The sequence below is a fragment of the Klebsiella sp. GN_Kp190 genome (assembly GCF_040061795.1).
Lineage (GTDB): Bacteria > Pseudomonadota > Gammaproteobacteria > Enterobacterales > Enterobacteriaceae > Klebsiella > Klebsiella michiganensis.
Window position 1 is genome coordinate 176500 of record NZ_JBEAFN010000027.1, and the last position, 19274, is coordinate 195773.

The following is a 19274-nucleotide window of genomic DNA, read 5'->3' on the forward strand; positions in this document are numbered from 1 at the left end:
TAAGTGAAAGGCGAAGAATGATGAATTATGTGGCGAAGCAGGTCAAAATCGGTTTTTCGGGTGTGCAGGTTCTCCACGGTGTGGATTTCAGCGTAAAGCCTGGCGAGATCCACGGCCTCTTTGGCCATAATGGGGCGGGTAAATCAACGCTACTGAAAATCCTGGCGGGCGTTAACACGCAGGATAGTGGAGAGCTGATGATCGGCGAAACGCCGGTGCACCTTGCTTCGCCACGGGATGCACTCAACAAAGGTATTGCTTGTGTGTATCAGGAACTCCGTCTCATTCCCGGCATGAGCGTCTGGCAAAACCTTTTTCTCGGACGTGAATGTCGTAAAGGCAGTGGCTTTATAGATGATGCAAGTATGATCGCGCATACCGAGAAAGTACTAAATGATTACCATCTGAGTTTCAGCGCTACCGCGCTGGTCAAAAATCTGTCACATCCTGAAAAGCAGATGCTGGAAGTGGTTTCTAACCTTGATCGCGACGCCCGTTTTCTTTTCCTCGATGAACCGACGACCGCGCTGGAAGGTGCGCAGGCAGAAGAACTGCTGCAGGCAGTACAACGTATCGCACGCGAAAAGCAGATTGGCGTAGTGCTGGTCTCTCATAAATTAGACGAAGTGTTGGGTGTTTGTGATGAAGCAACCGTCATGTGCGGCGGCCGAGTGATTTATAACGAAGGCAAAAAGACGCTGAGCAAAAGCGCCATCATTGACGCTATTGTGGGCGATGCAAATGCTTATCAGGCGCCGTCTAACAGCCGTAGTCTGATCCGCGGCGCGATGGGCAAACCCTGGCTCTCGGTCACAAACCTGCAGACTGATCGCCTGAAAGGCATCAACCTTGAGGCATATCGCGGGGAAATTTTGGGTATATACGGGCTGGCCGGCGCAGGCCGAACGCGCTTGTGCCAGACGCTGTTTGGGTTGGAAACCGTTACCGGTGGTGACATCCGGCTGGGTCACAAAGAATACCATCCTTCTTCACCGGCAAAAGCCATTGATAAGGGGATTGCTTACCTGACAGAAGAACGTAAAAAAGATGGCTTCATTCCTCAGATGTCGAGTTATGCCAACGCCATGCTGCCGGTTCTGAAAAAATTCCGTTCTGGCGGATTTGTCAGTCACAGCGCTGCGCGGCAGGCCGCCGCTGAGTTGCTAAGCAAGATGAATACGCTGGGAACGCTGAGCGGACCGATTAAATCGCTTTCCGGCGGCAATCAGCAAAAAGTTCTGCTCGCCAGGGTCATTGCGCAAAACGCCAATCTGGTATTGCTGGATGAGCCGACCAAAGGCGTCGACATTGGGGCAAAAGCGGATATTTATCGCATCATCCATCAGTTGGCAGATAAAGGCTGCTGCGTCATCGTGGTATCGAGTGAGGAAGAGGAATTGCTGGACGTGGCAGATACCATTACGGTGTTCCGACAGGGTAAATGCGATGGTGTGATCATTCCTGCACGCGACCTTAAACCCGCAGATCTTCGCAAAGCCGCATGGGAGCATGCTGAAGCCCAGGCTTAGGGCACTCATTCCGAACAGAACGCATCCAACGGCCAGCTAAGCTGGCCGTTTTTGTTTCAGCATTTGATTAACGTTATAGCTGCCCTCCTGCAGAAGACCCAAACAAATTGCATCAAGTGAGTTACCCCGCATACAGGCTCTGAGCGCTGGCGCAAAATGAGTGGAAAAATTGTGCAATCTGTCATTGGCATATTTGCAACAGGGCAGATATTAAGTTGTGCAAAGTGGCTATACGGCATAGCGCAGCAGGGGCAAGAGAAATGGCAGACTTTTACATCTCGGGTGTACGCAGAGACAATGCAGGGCAACACATTCAGTACGTTAAAATCATCAAAGCCGGTAATGGGGAGAAGGACGCATCAATTAACTCGCGTCAGTTTGTCGCTGAGTTGATAAATGCCGGTAAGACAAGCTTTCAAACAATTAACTACGTGAATGACAAGTGGGTTTATGGGGCAATGGTTCATGTTATTGATGGGATTTATCTCACGACTGATCCTAATGATACCAAATGCGATGACCTGGGTAATTTGCCCACTTATTAATTATGCGATGTTATAAGCGAATGAGCGCTTCCAGCGAAGCGCTCAGTGTCATTACTCAAAATCAGCGTGTCGTTTAAACATGGTTTCACTGGTTTCACGCAGTTGGTCCATGAGTTCAAGCACGATGGCATCGTAGGTGATAAAGCAGAGTTGCTCGAAAGAGGAACCCATTGGCTGCGAAAACTGGCCCAGAGTGCGATCGTTTTCAGTTTTGACCGTTCCCGGTAATACCAGCACGCAGTTGGCCAACTGGCCAATCGCAGAGTCTTTTTTCATGGTGACCAGCGCCACGTCGACACCACACTCAACGGCTTTCTGCGCAAGGCTCTTGAGACTGCCTGTTTCGCCACTGCCTGAACCAATAATTAACAAATCACCCGCTTTCGTATGAGGTGATGAAATTTCCCCAACTACGCTGACCGAGAAGCCTAAATGCAATAAACGGTTAGCGAACGCGCGGATGGCAATACCGCTGCGCCCTGCACCTTGCAGGAAAATATGCTTCGCATTGCGGATCTTTCCGATAAAATGCTGTGCCTGATCATTGTCGATATTGAGCGCGTTTTGTTCTAGTTCCCTGAGAATACTGACAGTATTTTCTTGAACACCCATTTTCTTTTCCTCCGGTCAGGCAATTGTACGGCCACCATCCATGAGGATCGTCTGTCCCTGGATGTAAGAATTTGACTTATCAGCAAGGAAGATGGCCAGGTTTGCGACATCATCGATTGTGCCCAGACGACGGACCGGAATTTTCTCCAGTACTGCGTCTAAATCTGCCTGCGTCGGGTAATTAACACGCATCATTTCGCCGGTGTCGATAAGACGCGGCGCGATAGCGTTGACGTTAACACCTTTTGGACCCAACTCCTTCGCCAGACCACGAATAAGACCTTCCCCCCCCGCTTTACTGGCCGGATAGCTCACCCCCCCGCCAGTACCTGACAGCGCAGAACCGGAGGAGATGTAAACGATTGAACCCTGGTTAGTTAAAAAGTCATCGTAGAAGGCTTTGACCGTATTGAATAAACCCGTCAGGTTGATTGAGAGTGTTTTGTTCCACTCTTCGAAAGTAATGTCTTTGACTTTATTGGCAAAAGCGACACCTGCGTTCAAAACCAGAATGTCGATACGGCCATAAGTTTCGATAACTTTTCTGCGCACTTCAGCCAGTGCCTGCGGATCAGAGACGTCCGTTTTGACAAAGAGCGATTTAACATTGCCAAAGGTCAGTTCTTGCGCAGTTTTGATGCCATTAGCCTCGTTATAATCGACAATGACGGTATGCGCACCGCGTTCGGCGAATTGTTTTGCAATTCCTTTACCAATCCCATGCGCACCACCGGTAATTAGCGCAACTTTACCTTCAAAATGACTCATCGGTTGTTCTCCTGAATCTTTGTACTTAACGTGAGAGGAATCCCCCACGTCTGCGGTCTACATAATGATTACGCGCTCAATTAAGAGCGCGTGAATGTATGTTGGATACTTAATGCATGACAGACTTTAATGCCTGATAGCTTGCTTTAGGGTTGTCATTAAATAATGCGCCACCGACAACAATTAAATCAGCACCCGCCTCCTGTACTTTTTCCGCTATTTCCAGATTAACGCCACCGTCGACTTCAATTTGAATGTGTCGGCCAGCAATCATTTCTCTGGTTTTCCTGATTTTCTCGAGGCTTTTCTCGATGAAAGTCTGCCCGGGTTGCCCCGGGTTAATGGTCATAATCAGGATGTAATCAATATCGTCCAACAAATATTCCAGAACACTTTCAGGCGTACCCGGATTGATGACCACACCGGCTTTTCGCCCGGCCTTTTTTATTTTCTGTAAAATAAAATGCACATGCGGCGTTGATTCATAATGCACTGAGATCATTTCTGCGCCAGTATTGATAACATCATCAATATGTCTTTCAGGATTAGCCAGCATCATGTGTACGTCGAAAGTCATTTTGCTGGCTTTTTTCATTGCAGAAATTTGATTCGGCCCAAAGGCAATATTATTTACGAAGGTTCCATCCATTAAATCAACATGCAATATTTCAGTGTTCTCTTCTTCTAAAAAACGGAGCTCATCTTGCAGACTTAAGATATTCGCGCCAAAAATTGATGGTAAAATCTGTGCCATGGTAAGCAAACCTCATTTTTAAAATCAATGGAATACAGTGCTCAACCAATACGTCAATACTTCCCACGGGCCAGTCAGTACAAAGTCAGTACCCTGCCCCTGCAAGCCGACGCCTGCGCCATGCAGGAATTGGGTTGCACCCGGAGCCACATACCCTCCTAAATACATCACGACAATACTGAACAGTAAGGTTGAAATAATTGAGCGGATGACGTTTCCGTTGCTGGCCATTACGGTCATGGTTGTCATATAGATGATTGACATCAGAACGCCGATGGGGAAAATCATGATCCCCGGTAAAATCAGTGCGCAAAGCATGGTCAACGGAATGGTGATAACGGTGACGGTGATGGTCGCTGGGTCGCCCAGTGCCAGGGCACAATCCATACCGATGTTCAGTTCGGCGTCTTTACCCATCTGCTTTTGCATAATCTCTTTGGCACTTTTCCCAATTGGAGACAGTCCTTCCATCAGGACACCCACCACTTTAGGCAGGAGCACCATTACCGCAGCCACCCCCATTGCCATCGGGACAATAGTGGTCACAGGCTGTTTCGTCAGCAGTCCAAGCAGACAACCTACAATGACACCGATGATAGCGGGTTCACCAAACACACCCAGACGTTTCTGTACGCTCTCCAAATCAACGTCGAGCTTGTTCAGGCCGGGGATCAGGTCGATAATTTTATTGACCAGCAGTGCAAAAGGTAATGTCCAGCCTATATGGATCATGGTGGTACAGGTCGTCCCTTCCAGGCCATAATATTTCTGCCAACGGGGAGCAATTAAATCGCCAATAAACAGAGCGATAACGCTAAGTGCGACTGCCACGCCAAAACCGATAAAGAAGCTGTCAAACACGAAATAGGCCAGCGCGCCGGGAACCAGGAAGTGCATATAATTCCAGATATCAACGTTCAGCGTTTTGGTTAATTTAAGCCGAACAAGTAGCAAATTAAGAATAATACCCACTGGAACAACTAAAGCGGCAAAGGGTGCCACCCATGCGGCCGCGCCCACCGCAGGCCATCCGATATCAGCCACAGTGAATCCGCTTCCCAGTTTTGAATAGTAGGCAATTGCCGGCTGCAGGGATGTACTCAACAGATTAACAACCAAACCTAAACCAATAAAACCGATACCCACGGTGATACCAGACTTAATGGCAGCACCGACTTTCATGCGGAAAACCAAACCCAAAATGAAGATGACAAGTGGTAGGATTGCCGTTGCCCCCATGCTTGTTATCGTTAGCATTATGTTTTTTAACATGTCCATCTTGTCATCCCCTGTGTTTTCTTATTAGTTTTTAGCCAGCTCTGTTAATAAATCCCCTAGTTTTTTTCGTAACACAGCTTCATTAATCCCGGTGATAAACCCGGCCACACTCATATGCGGTTTTCCGATATCACCTTTGTAGTTATTCGTGGTTAAAATCACATCAGCATTCTGTAATTCAGAAGGAAGTTCTGACATGCTGCATTTATTTATTTTGAACTGAGTAATGCCATATTCTGTACACACGGATTTCACTTCATCAGCAGCGATAGTTGACGTTGCGACACCGCTCCCGCAGGCTACGAGGATATTAATCATCATTATGCTCCTGAACTCTTATTGCATGACGGTGGAAATAAAAAGTGCCTGCGCTTTCTCGGAAGGAAGCTCAAGTAAATTTTGATAAAAGTCTTCCATTTGAAGATTACTAAAAAGGGCCTTCAGCAGTTGCAACTGATTAGCCGGATCGGTAACGACCAAATTGATAATGAGTTTGACCCACAATTTATCGTCGCCATCAGCCTGATCAACCTGAACCGGTTCAGGTAAGCGAATAATATAAATCGACGGGCTGTTGGCCTGGTTGCTGTCGCAATGTGGGATCGCCACAGAATAACCATCAAGCAAAATACCGGTTGGATACATGGCTTCGCGTTCGCGCAGTGCTGCCAGATAGGTCTTTTTCACTATCCCTTCTGAATACAGCTTTTCATGGATGTGCTGCAGCACCTCATCGTAATTTTTGAATGCTGCACCATCTGCAACATTAATAGCGACTGTACTCACCTTTTCACCTCGCTTTTTTGCTCATTAGAGCAAACACAATCGATCACATGAGCATTTATAGCATGCCAATTTTCCGCGCAAACAGAAAACATGCAAAAGTTATAAGCTGATCACAAAATAAATGCATAAGTGCACGCAAATAATTGCTCATATGAGCAACATCGAGTAATTCATCTTTTAGATCAATCAAGTCAACCGGAGAGGGGAAGTAAAATTTTTATTATAAATCAGACGGATAATAGATTTTTTGAAGGATTATATATGCGAACTGACCTATGTCAGAGGATTTGGCCATGCTCTGATCTAAGTCATGAGGGTTTACTGAATGACTGATAGCAGTGCCTAATGCATGCCTGAGAGGAAGGTGATCAAGGGCGCGGGCTACGCCCCTGTTGCTGATGTTCCGGGATCTATTTCAATCAGGAATTGACAAGCTTCACCGCAGTATCGAAGTCAGTGATTAACACATCTAAAAGGCCTGACTTGAGGGAAGCGACGATGCCTTCATACTTCTGTTCTCCCCCCGCCACACCAATCACGGTTTTCGTGTTACGCAATTGTTCGGTTGAAATACCAAACCCAAGACGGCTCATCGGGCTATCAAGGATCTCGCCTTTACTGTTAACGAGAGTAATGCAGACATCCGCAGCGATATCTTTCTCAAACAGATTTTTTTGCCACGACTCGGGAAAAATATCACACAAACTGGATGAGCCCGTTTTCCAGGCGCCAATACCGGTGATGACAACATCCAGCTGAGAATAATATTGTTGGGTATCCACCACAGCCGGATCACTGGCCAGTTTTTGGGCCAGGCTTTCATCATCCACCCACATCGGCACATACATAGGATGAGCCTTGCCCTGAGAGATAGTCGACAGTCTGTGGATAAGGTCGATCGGACCCTGGCTAAATTCAATGCCGGGATGAACGCCAGATAGCTGAACAACATCTAATGCCGGCAAGCTGGTGAGTTGACTCACTGTGCTGGATAAAACGCGTCCCCAGGCAATACCAACCTTCATTCCCTCAGCGAGATTATTGTTGAGATAACTTGCAGTGATACCCCCCAGCTTCTCATTCAGTTCTTCCTGATTGGACCAGGATTCTGACACGGAAAGCACGATTGCCTTCTGCAGACCATACTTTCCGCAGAGATTAAGTGCGATCTCTTCGTCAAGCAGTTGCTGCTTTGGAAAGAGAAACTTCACATACTCTTCCTTTATTGCCTCATCGATAAGACGCGCCGCTTTAAATCTCGAAATCTCGAGTTCTTCAGCAATCTCAGTTTTGGTCTTCATCTCAACAAAGTAACGTCGGACGACGAGAGAATAGATATAGCGGGGATCGTAACCTGACCAGCGGCTGTTTTTTATACGTTTAGGCATAGAGCATTCCATCTTCATCCAAAGACAATATCAGCTGAGTTAAACTGTTACCCCTGCAATTTACTCATAAGAGTACACTTTTACCTGCTCTTTTGACATGAGCAAATGAGTCTTATCTTTTGGCGGTGTGATAGCTGACACATCTGATGATAATGGGTGAAGAGAGCAGAGTTTTTTAGACGGTGGCAAGGCTTTACATTATGTGCTCTCAATCAGTGACGCTGTGGCCTGTGATTTCTGTTTTTTGGCGTGAAACGGGTTACATTGCTCATGTGTTCCTCGCAGATAAAAATGCCCATCTGGTGTGGCCTGAGTTCCACCGGGACAACCATTCATCCCAGATTTTCCGTTTTTTCCATTAAGACCAGCCCCACCGTTTTGATTACCGATTACCACGGATCCCCCTTTTCCTCCAGTTCCGCCTTTCCCGCCTTCACCTCCCTGACAGGCAAACGCTATAACGGAAAATCCCGTTAAAAAAAGATAAGAAAACAATTGAGCTCTGTTCATGTCTTTTCTCCAGGTTGCATCGGGTTTCGTTAGTTAGGGTAGCTGATTTACATTTCAATCCGTTCACTTTGCGCTGCGCCATTCTAAAGCAGTACAAAACACATAGCGAAAAGATCTGATAGCCACATAAGCACAAGATAAAAATAGGATTTTAAGGGGTGTACTCATAAAATCCCCACATCCATGTGTGAATTTACCCATTTCGCAGCCAGTGACTCAGAAACTATTTACACGCTATAAGATTGGCCATCTGTTCCTGGTCCGGCAGACCGACGATCTGTTGAAGCATGTTGGCGTGGTTAAGATAATAAATTGCTGGCGTACCGCTTGCCCCCACATCTTCCATCAATTTCTGGTTGTATTGGATCTGCGAGAAAATCGGCTGCGGCGTTTTCTCCAAAAGTGCAGGCTTGTTTTTGCCACCCGACAACTCGAAATCCTGCCAGACCTTCGCGGGGTTTTCAGAAGACAATATCGCAGCCGCGTAACGGCCACTGTCGGGCTGCATGACACCCACTAACTGCGTTTTCAAAGCGATTGTATTGTCCTTAATATAGGGCTGCACTTCCTGTCTGAATTTTGTACAGTAAGGACAAAAAGGATCGGCAAACACGACAATCTGACAATTTGCATTATTGCTGCCTTCCGTGATACCGGCAGCTTTGGACAGTGTTTTCCACATCTCGCGGCCAGCAGGGATGTAAATCTCCTCTTTTATGACCTGTTCGCTGAGGTTACTTCCATTCTCATCGTACATATAACCTGATATGGCATGTTTTTTATCGGGGGTCAGATAAATTGTCACCCCCGTTCCCTGATATTTTCCCAACCAGCCCTGAACCCCACCGGGAGCCGTGAAGGGTTTGATTATTTCTATACCTTGTTTTTCCAACTGCTTGATCGGTGCGGGAAGCGCTGCGGGCGTTGCTGCCTGAACCTGCGAGCCGATAAGTGCAGCAGATAACGCGAGGATGTATTTGTTCATTCTTATCTCAATATAATACGTACTCATTACGGGCCGTTGTTTAACAAACCTCCAGCCCTCCCGTCACGTGCTAAATGGCACTACTCACCATTATCTCATCGTGACAAATTCTTCTGCCGCAGTTGGGTGAATTGCCACGGTATTGTCGAAGTCTCTCTTCGTTGCTCCCATTTTCAGCGCAACAGCAAAGCCTTGCAGTATTTCATCCATGCCTAAACCGATACCGTGGATACCGACGATTTTCTCTTCCAACCCCACACATACCAGCTTCATGCGGGATGGCTGGCGATGACGCGTCACGCCGGTGTACATGGCGGTAAAAGATGACTGATAAACTTTCACCTGATCATCACCATATTCCTCACGCGCCTGGGGTTCAGTCAGGCCAACGGTACCTATTGTTGGGTGGCTAAAGACGACTGTGGGGATATTGTTGTAATCCAGATACTCATCCGGCTTGTTGTTAAACAAGCGTTCTGAAAGGCGACGGCCCGCAGCAACAGCTGCCGGTGTTAACTCAACCGCACCGGTATTATCACCCACCGCGTAAACACCCGGCACGTTGGTATTCTGATATTTATCAACTTTGACGTACCCTTTTTCATCGAGTTCAACACCCGCCATCTCAACGTTCAACTTGTCATTGGCTGGCTCACGGCCAATCGCCCAGATCAAACAGTCAACCGTTTGTTCACGACCATCTTCCAGCTTCAGTGTCAGGCTGCCGTCCTGGTTTTTGACCACTGCAGTGGGGATCGCTTGGGTGTGCAACGTTGGGCCTTCGACGTTCATGACTTCAACCAGTGTTTCTGTGAGCAACGGGTCAAAACTGCGCAAAGGCGCATGCTTACGTACGAACAAATGGGTTTTTGACCCCAATGCATTGAGAACACCTGCCAGTTCAACAGCAATGTAGCCTGCACCAACAACTGCAGTGCGCTCCGGTAGCGCCTCAAGCGCAAAAAAACCATCTGAATCAATTCCGTATTCCGCTCCCGGAATAGAGGAATGGCTAGGGCGACCACCGGTGGCTATCAATATATGGTCAGCGGTAATCGTTTCCCCGTTGACCTCCACCGTATGCGCGTCCACAAACCGGGCAAAACCTTTGATGACATCTACCTTGTTTTTACCTAACACATTTTCGTATGAAGTATGAATACGATCGATATAGGCACTGCGGTTTTTTAGCAAGTTAGCCCAGTCAAGGCGGTTTAATGTGGTATCGAAGCCATAGTCTGGGCCATAAAGATGAATGGCCTCTGCGATTTGCGCAGCGTGCCACATTATTTTTTTCGGTACACACCCCACATTGACGCAAGTCCCGCCCAACTCCCGCGCTTCAATCAAAGCGCATTTCTGCTCATACATCGCCGCACGGTTGATTGAGGCGATACCACCGCTACCACCACCAATCGCGATATAGTCATAGTGTTTCGTCATTTTGTTCTCCAGGCAGCATCGCTGCGGTCATCGTTCAGGTAGCATCGCCAGAACTCGCACTCAATGCCTTGCTTATGCGGTTGAGCCCCTCAGCAAGCATAGCGCGTGGACAAGCCAGATTAAGGCGGATGTGCCCGTCGCCGTTACTGACAAACATTTGCCCCCCTTCAAGCAATACACCCGCATGTCTGGCAAAAAAGAGGGTTACCTCTTCCTGATTACTGACATCTACCAAACGAGAGATATCAATCCAGGCAAGATAAGTCCCTTCCGGAATGATAAAACGGGCCAGCGGATGATATGTCCCCAGGTAGTCCTGCAGAAAACGGAAGTTCTCGTCAATGTAGTGCCTGACCTGAGTCAACCACTCATCGCACTCGGACCAGGCGGCCTTGTTAGCCACCAGGCTCAGCGGAGAGATAAAATCATCATGCAGGCGAAGCCATTCGGCTCTCACTGAGGCATCAGGGATCATGATGTTTGCAAGCAGGTTACCCGCCAGGTTGAACGTTTTGCTGGTCGACATGCAGGTGATAATTTTATGATTTTCAGGAAAAATTGACGCGGCGGGGATATGCGTGACACCCGAGCGGGATAAATCACAGTGGATTTCATCAGAAATAACCCACACATCATGTTTAAGGCATAACGCTATCATTTTCTGCAACTCATCACGTCGCCAAACTCGCCCGGTGGGATTATGCGGGTTACAGAGAAAGAAGGCTTTAATTCGCTGCTGCTCATCGCTCAGGGCTTGTTCCATTGCCTCAAAATCTACCGCCCAGTGGCCTTCGTTATTTCTAAGCGGGCAATCGACGACGCGACGACCGCTATAGTCTCCGGCTTTTTTAAACGGTGCGTAAGAAGGGGTCAGGATGAGGATGCTGTCTTCTTCGTGGGTCAGTAACGGCACCAATCGGTTAAGCGCAGGGATAATACCAGGGGAGAAAACAATGCTTTCTTCCTGAAACCGATATCCGTAATTCCTTTCACACCAGGCCCCAAAAATCTCATAGTAATCCCTGTCATAAATGCGGGTGTAGCCAAGAATTTTTTTATCTAACCGGGAACGTATGGCTTCAAGCACCGGCTCGGGGGTGGAAAAAGCCATATCTGCTACCCAGAGGTTTATAAAACCATTGGCCGGTACTTCCGGCGCGGGGCCTTCATGGGCACCAAACATATATTCACGCCAGCCGTCGACGGTTAAGCTGTCTGTCCCTGCCCTGTCCACTGCTTCATCAAAATCGTATTTCATAGAGGTTACCCGATTAGTTTATCCAAAGAGGTCACAGCGTCACTGATTTTGCTAACGATTAGATATTCCTTTGCTTTAAAACCTAAAAAACCATTTGCAGAGTGATCAAGTCATGACTGGCACGTTGATATCAGTGCCGTATTTTCTGCCCCGGTGCCTTGATCACCAACATAATGCCCGCAAGGACTGCCAGCGTTGAAAATGCCATTCTGAGGCTCAGTGACTCGCCCAAAAATGTTACGCCTCCCAGCATCGCCAGACAGGGCACACTCAACTGAACCGTACTGGCTGCAACAGACTCAAGACGAGGTAAAAGTGAATACCACAGCACATAGGCTCCGGCAGAAGCACCCGCACCAGAGAGCACTGCCAGGAGAATTCCGATACCGTCGAAGTGCGCTCCCTGGCTAATGAACGGCGACAACACCAGGGCAAAAGGTACAGCAAGGATGAAATTTGCCGCAGTGGCCTGCGCTGCGCTGGGAGAGCGCTTTCCGCAGAGGGTATAAGCCGCCCAGGCAAGGCCTGAAAGCGCCATCAGAACAGCGCTGCCCAAGGGGGGCGTTTTGGCACCAGGTAAGAGAAGAGCAGCCATGCCGGCTACAGCCAGCCCAAGCCCCGTTGCTCTGGAAAAAGACAGCCTTTCCCCATGGAAAAGGCCATGGGCCACCATCGCCAGTTGCACAACGCCAAACAAGAGCAAAGCACCTGTTCCTGTATCCAAATGGATATAGGCAAGGGAGAAACACAGGGCGTAGGCCATAAGAAAGAACCCGCTTTTCAAGCTCCAGACGCCCTGCTTTTTCCCCTCACGTCTCAACAACAGTGGTAATAAGACCACCGCCCCGCTCATCAGGCGAAGGTCACTGAACGTCACCGGGTCAATATGTTCGCCTTTCAACGCAATCCGACAGAGCACAGAATTGGCTGCGAATGCCATCATTGCTATCACTATCTTGAATCCAACAGACCGCCCCATCAGCGTGACGCCTCAAAATTAACAAATTACGTGATAATCTATCAATTAGTAGGTAGGATGGCAATATCTACTTATGGCAGCCAGACACTAAAATGGTACGCCTTTTCAGGTCATGCATGGAGAATTGGCCTTTATCATTGCCAGATTTATGTGAAGCCTTAGCCCCCGTTACTAACAAAGGAGAACATATGCAAGATTTCAACGTACTGCTCGAAGCAGCATCAGATTATAACGAATTTGTTGGCAGCGGAGCAGAAGAAGACCGCAATGCATTACGGCATTTTGAGGGGCTTGCCAACGAGGCATTACCTGACGATGTCATTAGTAAGCTCTCGCAACTTCCGGGTTCGTACAGCATTCTGGTAGCTGCTGAAATGTGGTGCCCCGACTGCCATAAAAACTTGCCTGTAATCCATGCCATTGCCGCGTCAGCGCCGGCAATACGTCTGGGTATTATCACCCGCGACAAGGCTGAAGCCGTCTTTAAGGCACACTTTGGTGTCGATAAAGTCAAAATTCCGTTTGCCGTGGTACTGGATGAGAACGCGACTCCGCTGGGGCAGTTTATTGAACGACCTGAAAATGCTACCGGCAACAATGGAGAAGTGAGCGAGAGGTACAAAAACGGTGAGCTTCTGGTCGATACCGCCCGCGAAGTGACTTCAATTTTTCCAGGAAAATAAGAGAGCGTTAAAGTTAAATTAATTGAATCTCAACTTGAAGGTAATAAACCTGGAAGTTGAGCAATGCCAGGGAAATAATAAAAATAAACCATAGCAACAATGCCCTTAGCCCTGCATCTAAGCAGGGCTTTTTTCGCGTAAAGAAAGCATGCTACGCAGTTTTGTATGTGCAATCAAAATGCTACACCCGTTTATTCAGTGGCCAACGACAGCACCAGCAGCTTCGCGAAGCTTTACACGCCCTCTAAATGTAAGCAGAACTCCAGGCAACGATAATCCCGGCAACATATTCCGCATCCTGAGGATGCGTCAGAAGATGATCTGCTTCACCCAGTGAGATAAAGCTTTTGGGGTGTCTGGCGGCTTTAAAAATTTTCTCTGCCTGTTCAATCAGCACGGTATCATCATTGGGAGCATGAAAAATCAGCAGCGGCTTATTCATGGTAAATACCTTCTCCGCTATTTTATGCTCCTGAATGTTATCCAGCATTTGCTTTTTGAGCGTGAATACCCGGCCTGCAAGCTCTACCGGGAAAGCGCCATGGTTCCTGATATCTTCGATATTGTCTTTGAACAACCGCTGTACATGCGTCAATTCGCCTGGCGAACCTATGGTTACGACCGCTCTGGCTTCAGGCACTTTGGCTGCAATAGAGAGGATTGCCGAACCGCCAAGGCTGTGACCAATCAGCAGCGAAGGAGCCTCGTATTCCCGACGAAGATAATCGACCGCGCACAGCAGGTCAGAAATATTCGAGGAAAAATTGGTATTGGAAAAATCGCCTTCGCTGTTGCCTAACCCGGTGAAATCAAAGCGAAGCACCGCAATTGAATTTTCTGTCAGTTTCCTGGCAATGCGTGCAGCACCTTTCAGATCCTTCCCGCAGGTAAAGCAGTGCGCCAACAGGGCAAAGGCTTTTGGATTTTCTGGCAATTCAAGCAACCCGGCAAGTTCCTCACCTTCTGCATTTTTGAAGGTAAATTTCAATTTTTTCATTATGTTAACTTTAAGAATGGTTGAATTACAAGCAAGATGCCTATCAGCCGCCCCATCATGGGGCGGCTTTGCGAGGTTACGACGAGCTTATCTGCGAACGGCCATGATACCGGCATCGACATCCCAGATTGCGCCAGTCACCCAAGAGGCTTTGTCGGACAACAGGAAGAAGATGGTATTGGCCACATCTTCCGGCGTGCCGACACGCCCCAGCGGATGGAAAGCGTTCAGCGATTGCATTGCGCCGGCAATGTCTTCTTTCGCCATGAAGCCTTCATAAATCGGGGTATGCACGATCCCTGGCGAGACCGCGTTCACGCGGATACCCGCACTGGCCAGCTCAATGGCCAGGTTGCGTGTCAAGGCGTGGAGACCGGCTTTGGCCATGGAGTACGCGGAAGCCGGTGAGTCGCCGAGTGCGGCTTGCGCGCCAATGGAGCCCACGTTCACAATCGCCCCTTCACGGCCGTCGGCCAGCATGTTCTTCACCACGTCCTGCGTGATGAAGAAGGTTGCCCGGTTCAACATCAGGTACATGTCGTAATCGGCTTCCAAATGCTCGGTAAAGCCTTTCGGCATGAAGATCCCGGCCGCATTGACCATCAGGCTAATATCGCGATGATTAGCATTAATCTCCTGACGAATGGCGTTCATGCCCTCTTCGGTCATCAGGTTTGCCGCAATCACGGACACGGAACCCAGTGGGCTCAGCTCTTTCTGAACCGCTTCTGCCTTGTCTTTTTTGTTGCCCGTCAGTACCACGCTGCCACCGGCTTTCAGCACCATACGCGCCGTTTCCAGACCCATGCCGCTGGTGCCACCCACGACAAGCATTTTTTTGCCTTTAAAGTAATCGCTCATTTTGAACTCCGTTATTTGCAGGGTAGATTTGCCGGCAGTCATGCAGCCGGCTCGTTCAGGTTTCAGATGCTGCAACCGTCAGCGCCGCAGGTCTGGCCGTCGGTTTTTGCCAATTCGGCCGCTTTTTCTTCCCAGACTTGCTTCAACGCGTTCAGGAAGTTGTCCGCAGATTGCGCGCCGCTGATGGCATATTTTTCATTGAGCAGGAACAGCGGGACACCGCTGACCCCGATCGACCGGGCATGGGCTTCATCTTCAGCCACCGATGCACGGAAGGCCTCATTGGCAAGGGCACTTTCAGCGTCGGCTCTGGACATGCCCACTTCTGTAGCTAACGCAATGAGCTCCTGCGGATCGAAAATGGAACGCCCCTCAGTCACACTGGCCCGATAAAACCGTTCTGCCATGGCGTCGCCCATATTGGCGTGACGTGCAGCCGCGAGCAGCGTATGGGCATCTTCGGTATCGCCAAAGAGCATGGTGTCAAAGTTATACTGGAGCCCTTCTGCCTTCCCGGCCGTGCCCACCTGATTCATCATCAGTTCCGCCCCATGTTCCCCGCCAAACTTCTTGTAAAGGGCTTTGCGGAACGGCACGGCAGGCCGGTCGCCGGAAATACGGAAACTGTGGTGGCGGACCACGACCTGTTCCTTGTGTTCAAAGGCGGCAAGGCCCTGTTCGAAACGCTTTTTGGCAATCCAACACCAGGGGCAGACCAGATCTGACCAGATATCTATCGTAATAATCGGCTTAAGGGTTTGCATATTGGCTCCTGAATACCCCATTAATGTCGTCTGGCGGTGCCTCTTTATGTGAGCACCGCAAATACCACCAGCTACGTGGCGTTAGTTGGCTTCCCAGGCGGGATAATCGGTGTAGCCTTTTTCCGGCGACCCCGTCACGCCGTAATACGTCGTGCGATCGCTTTCAGCCAGCGGCCAGCCGTTCTGCATTCTTTCGACCAGATCAGGGTTGGCGATGTACGGCACGCCAAACGCAACAAGATCCAGTTCGTCTGCCTCAAGTGCGGTTTCGGCAATCTCGCGGGTGAAGCCGCCGGCGGCAATAACGGTGCCCCCCAGAGTTTTACGGAACGCGGCTTTGAAACCGGCAGGTACCGGTGCCTGGGTATAAACAGGTTGATAATAGAGGTGCACATAAGCCAGCTCACGTTGGCCGAGGGCCGCAGCGATACTGGCCCAAATCTCTTCTTCACCTTCATAAGGCGCCAGGTCGTAAATCCGCCCGAACGGTGAAATGCGCAAGCCCACCTTATTGCTACCAATAGCCGCAGAGATGGCATCAACCGTTTCCAGCAGGAACCGCTGACGGTTTTCCACAGAGCCACCGTATTCATCAGTGCGAGGGTTCAGTTCACTGCTGAGGAACTGGTCGAAAATGAAGCCGTTCGCCGCCATGATTTCCACGCCGTCAAACCCGGCCTCCATTGCCAGACGCGCTGAATGGACAAAGTCAGCGGTAACGCGTCGAACTTCTGCGGTTTCCAGTGCACGCGGCTGGCTTGGAACGACAGGTCCCGGTTCGCCAGACTCGGTCAGTGCAAAGACGGTGGTGTTAACCGCTTGTACGGTACCGGCGGAAACTGGCGCGATGTTGCCCGGCTGAATTGAGGTATGAGACATCCGGCCCACATGCCACAACTGAGCAAAAATACGGCCGCCCTTCGCATGTACCGCATCGGTCACTTTGCGCCAGCCCTGAACGTGTGCAGCGTTGTAGATCCCCGGGGTATACAGATAGCCGCGCCCTTCTTCAGAAACAGGCATGCCTTCGGTGATAAGCAGCCCCGCAGAGGCGCGCTGGGCGTAGTAAAGTGCAACGACGTCATCCGGCACGTCGTTCATTGTGCGGGTGCGGGTCATCGGGGCCATGACCACGCGGTTTTTTAACTGCATGCCTGACAGATTGTAGGGGGTGAACAACTTACTCATCGTATACCTCGCAAGGCGAAAGTGAGAAAAGCCCCGCTGGGGCCGGAGTTAATACTTAGCGGGCCGGGGAGCTGACGATCGCTTCCTGATGCCGGTTAAGCGTATGGCTGCACTATACCTACCTACTAGTTGATTGGTCAATAGGTAAAAGAACAAATCATGCTGTCCTTTTGTCACCGGAGACAGGCACAGGGAATGCTGTGTAAGGTGAGCTCCCGTCGGTGAGATGGTCGTCATCCTGTGAAATCAGGGAATTACAAATATCATTATTGGGCGTTATGGAGCTAAGACTGGCCGGTTCAGGGCGGCGAGGAGTCTTTCTCTCCCCTTATCATTGGGATATTAATCACCCCGATGGAGAAGAGTAAATGTCCAAACTTCACCTTACTGTTATCAGTACATTATGCCTGGCGTTGTCGAGCCAGGTCGCTTTTTCAGCCAGTTTTACGCTGACAAGTCATGAGCTTGAAAAAAACCGTTTCCCCGCGGCTCAGACCCTGAGTTCACCTTATGGATTTGGGTGCAGCGGTGGAAACCTTGCCCCCTCTTTTAACTGGAGTGGCGCGCCGGCAGGAACTCAAAGCTTCGCTCTCAAAATTTATGATAGGGATGCGCCGACAGGCCTCGGTTGGATCCACTGGCAGGTGGTGAATATTCCCTCATCTCTTCACTCGTTACCGGCTGGGATAACGGCGGATAACAAAAATCTCCCGCAAGGGGCTCTTCAGACCCGGACTGATTTCGGTATCCCGGGTTATGGCGGCCCTTGCCCGCCGAAGGGTGAAACGCACCGTTATGAGATCACGCTGACGGCACTTCGTGTCGACAAACTTCCGGGAATAACGGCGGACTCGACGCCCGCCCTGGTCGGCTTTATGGCAAAAGCGAACTCACTGGGCGAAGCGCATCTTCAGATTACGCAGGGCCGCTAACCGCAGCCAGGTTGCCGATAGCCTGGCCGGAAACCCGGACCAGGCTGGGGCTGAATCCGAAGCGAGTTCGAAATCTGGCGGCGAACTTAGACGGATTTTCATAGCCGACTTCCAGGGATATGCGGGTGACTGAAAGATCGGTCACCTGCAAAAGTGTCAGGGCGCGGCACATGCGAATGTCAGTCACCAGATGGGTGAATGACGTATTTTCGGCATGCAGATGGCGTCTCAGGGTGGTGGCCGACATACCCAATTCAGCCGCCACCTGCGCAGTATTCCAGTCTTGTGATATGTCTGCTGCAACGAGTTTGCGGATTTTTATCGCCAGTCCGGTATGTTGTTTCAGCGCGAAGAAAATTCGGTATTCATCCAGCCAACTCAGCATCTCTTCCATACGCCTGGCCACGATACTTTCAGGTATGTTTTCAGTATCTGTAATGGCCTCCGCAGTGTGATAAAAGGCCTGGCGAAAACTGTTGCCTGGCTCTGCCATTTTATTTGCTTCGTTCATGCTCATACGTGGGGCATGCATGAAGCAGTAGTTTTGGACGAAATCGGCACAAAAACTCAGCCATGATGCTTCGTACGTACCCGTTAAAGGTGATGGTGTATTGATGATATCAAAAGAGTGCCCCTCCCCGATGACCACCGCGTCCCCCGCTTCCAGCGTTATCTCCTCTTGCGCCCAGCGGATTATTTTCCTGCCATGGCGGACCAGGATGATTGTGGGTTCATCTATAGTGATATGGCGCATCATCAGGGGCTGCGTATGCAGCACATGCGCTGTACTCCCCACATTAATACGACTGGATAATGTTCTTTCCATCATCGCCTTACGAAAAGGAATAGGCCTGCCCTGTAGGCCGACACTTTATGGATGGGCTTGCTTTTTTATAAAGTAGTCCCGATTTTACAATACGTCAGTTTTCTCATTCAGATGGAGTGAAATATCATAATCCTCAGCACGCCGTCCACATAAGATGACGCTTATCCATTGATAAAACATGGCATTAT

The 19274-nt window shown here is 49.5% G+C and carries 21 protein-coding genes; 4 read left to right on the top strand and 17 right to left on the bottom strand.

Annotated elements, in window-relative coordinates; genetic code table 11:
* Positions 1-17 precede the first annotated feature (17 nt).
* Positions 18-1529 carry a sugar ABC transporter ATP-binding protein gene (locus ABLU67_RS15735; RefSeq protein ID WP_223226851.1) on the top strand — a complete coding sequence of 504 codons (1512 nt, stop codon included), beginning with the start codon at positions 18-20 and terminating at the stop codon, positions 1527-1529.
* A 260-nt stretch (positions 1530-1789) separates the two neighbouring features.
* Entirely contained in the window at positions 1790-2074 is a 285-nt protein-coding gene (locus tag ABLU67_RS15740; RefSeq protein ID WP_064375576.1) for a DUF3892 domain-containing protein, read from the top strand.
* Positions 2075-2125: 51 nt separating this feature from the next.
* Here the strand turns inward: ABLU67_RS15740 and hxlB are convergent, their stop codons facing one another.
* The 12 genes from hxlB to ABLU67_RS15800 all read right to left on the bottom strand — a co-directional run bounded on the left by hxlB (position 2126) and on the right by ABLU67_RS15800 (position 12835).
* Entirely contained in the window at positions 2126-2686 is a 561-nt protein-coding gene (hxlB, locus tag ABLU67_RS15745) for a 6-phospho-3-hexuloisomerase (protein WP_049112345.1), read from the bottom strand.
* Between the two features lie 15 nt (positions 2687-2701).
* On the bottom strand, positions 2702-3454 hold the full coding sequence (locus tag ABLU67_RS15750) for an SDR family NAD(P)-dependent oxidoreductase (protein WP_015697030.1): 753 nt from the start codon (positions 3452-3454) through the stop codon (positions 2702-2704).
* A 109-nt stretch (positions 3455-3563) separates the two neighbouring features.
* Entirely contained in the window at positions 3564-4208 is a 645-nt protein-coding gene (rpe, locus tag ABLU67_RS15755; protein ID WP_049089944.1) for a ribulose-phosphate 3-epimerase, read from the bottom strand.
* A 24-nt stretch (positions 4209-4232) separates the two neighbouring features.
* Positions 4233-5486, bottom strand: a complete 1254-nt coding sequence (locus tag ABLU67_RS15760; RefSeq protein WP_020439340.1) for a PTS transporter subunit IIC — start codon at positions 5484-5486, stop codon at positions 4233-4235.
* Between the two features lie 24 nt (positions 5487-5510).
* Entirely contained in the window at positions 5511-5804 is a 294-nt protein-coding gene (locus ABLU67_RS15765) for a PTS sugar transporter subunit IIB (RefSeq protein ID WP_024359913.1), read from the bottom strand.
* An 18-nt stretch (positions 5805-5822) separates the two neighbouring features.
* Positions 5823-6272, bottom strand: a complete 450-nt coding sequence (gene gatA / locus ABLU67_RS15770) for a PTS galactitol transporter subunit IIA (protein ID WP_047611334.1) — start codon at positions 6270-6272, stop codon at positions 5823-5825.
* A gap of 419 nt (positions 6273-6691) precedes the next feature.
* Positions 6692-7660 carry a sugar-binding domain-containing protein gene (locus ABLU67_RS15775; RefSeq protein WP_015697025.1) on the bottom strand — a complete coding sequence of 323 codons (969 nt, stop codon included), beginning with the start codon at positions 7658-7660 and terminating at the stop codon, positions 6692-6694.
* A gap of 198 nt (positions 7661-7858) precedes the next feature.
* Complete coding sequence (locus ABLU67_RS15780; protein WP_072351805.1) at positions 7859-8170, bottom strand: hypothetical protein; 312 nt, start codon at positions 8168-8170, stop codon at positions 7859-7861.
* A gap of 223 nt (positions 8171-8393) precedes the next feature.
* A complete protein-coding gene (gene dsbG, locus ABLU67_RS15785) occupies positions 8394-9155 on the bottom strand; it encodes a thiol:disulfide interchange protein DsbG (protein WP_049112396.1) in 762 nt (253 codons plus the stop codon).
* A 90-nt stretch (positions 9156-9245) separates the two neighbouring features.
* On the bottom strand, positions 9246-10598 hold the full coding sequence (gene gorA / locus ABLU67_RS15790; RefSeq protein ID WP_064375575.1) for a glutathione-disulfide reductase: 1353 nt from the start codon (positions 10596-10598) through the stop codon (positions 9246-9248).
* A gap of 34 nt (positions 10599-10632) precedes the next feature.
* Positions 10633-11856, bottom strand: a complete 1224-nt coding sequence (locus ABLU67_RS15795) for a PatB family C-S lyase (protein WP_049112349.1) — start codon at positions 11854-11856, stop codon at positions 10633-10635.
* Between the two features lie 130 nt (positions 11857-11986).
* The gene (locus ABLU67_RS15800) at positions 11987-12835 is read right to left on the bottom strand and encodes a DMT family transporter (RefSeq protein WP_049112351.1); all 849 of its coding nucleotides are present in this window, start codon (positions 12833-12835) and stop codon (positions 11987-11989) included.
* Positions 12836-13023: 188 nt separating this feature from the next.
* Here ABLU67_RS15800 and ABLU67_RS15805 point away from each other — a divergent pair, with 188 nt between their 5' ends.
* Complete coding sequence (locus ABLU67_RS15805) at positions 13024-13518, top strand: thioredoxin family protein (protein ID WP_024359916.1); 495 nt, start codon at positions 13024-13026, stop codon at positions 13516-13518.
* Positions 13519-13762: 244 nt separating this feature from the next.
* On the opposite strand, the gene ABLU67_RS15810 is transcribed toward ABLU67_RS15805, so the two are convergent.
* From ABLU67_RS15810 to ABLU67_RS15825, 4 genes are all read right to left on the bottom strand, one after another.
* The gene (locus ABLU67_RS15810) at positions 13763-14515 is read right to left on the bottom strand and encodes an alpha/beta hydrolase (protein ID WP_007374395.1); all 753 of its coding nucleotides are present in this window, start codon (positions 14513-14515) and stop codon (positions 13763-13765) included.
* A gap of 87 nt (positions 14516-14602) precedes the next feature.
* Positions 14603-15376 carry an SDR family oxidoreductase gene (locus ABLU67_RS15815; RefSeq protein ID WP_032693564.1) on the bottom strand — a complete coding sequence of 258 codons (774 nt, stop codon included), beginning with the start codon at positions 15374-15376 and terminating at the stop codon, positions 14603-14605.
* 62 nt (positions 15377-15438) lie between these two features.
* Positions 15439-16140 carry a DsbA family oxidoreductase gene (locus tag ABLU67_RS15820; protein WP_032693563.1) on the bottom strand — a complete coding sequence of 234 codons (702 nt, stop codon included), beginning with the start codon at positions 16138-16140 and terminating at the stop codon, positions 15439-15441.
* Positions 16141-16221: 81 nt separating this feature from the next.
* Positions 16222-17328, bottom strand: a complete 1107-nt coding sequence (locus tag ABLU67_RS15825; RefSeq protein WP_029669914.1) for an alkene reductase — start codon at positions 17326-17328, stop codon at positions 16222-16224.
* Between the two features lie 368 nt (positions 17329-17696).
* Here ABLU67_RS15825 and ABLU67_RS15830 point away from each other — a divergent pair, with 368 nt between their 5' ends.
* Complete coding sequence (locus tag ABLU67_RS15830; protein ID WP_032693561.1) at positions 17697-18260, top strand: YbhB/YbcL family Raf kinase inhibitor-like protein; 564 nt, start codon at positions 17697-17699, stop codon at positions 18258-18260.
* On the opposite strand, the gene ABLU67_RS15835 is transcribed toward ABLU67_RS15830, so the two are convergent.
* A complete protein-coding gene (locus ABLU67_RS15835; RefSeq protein ID WP_049089937.1) occupies positions 18244-19089 on the bottom strand; it encodes a helix-turn-helix transcriptional regulator in 846 nt (281 codons plus the stop codon). The two genes, ABLU67_RS15830 and ABLU67_RS15835, sit on opposite strands and share 17 nt — an antisense overlap.
* Positions 19090-19274: the final 185 nt, after the last annotated feature.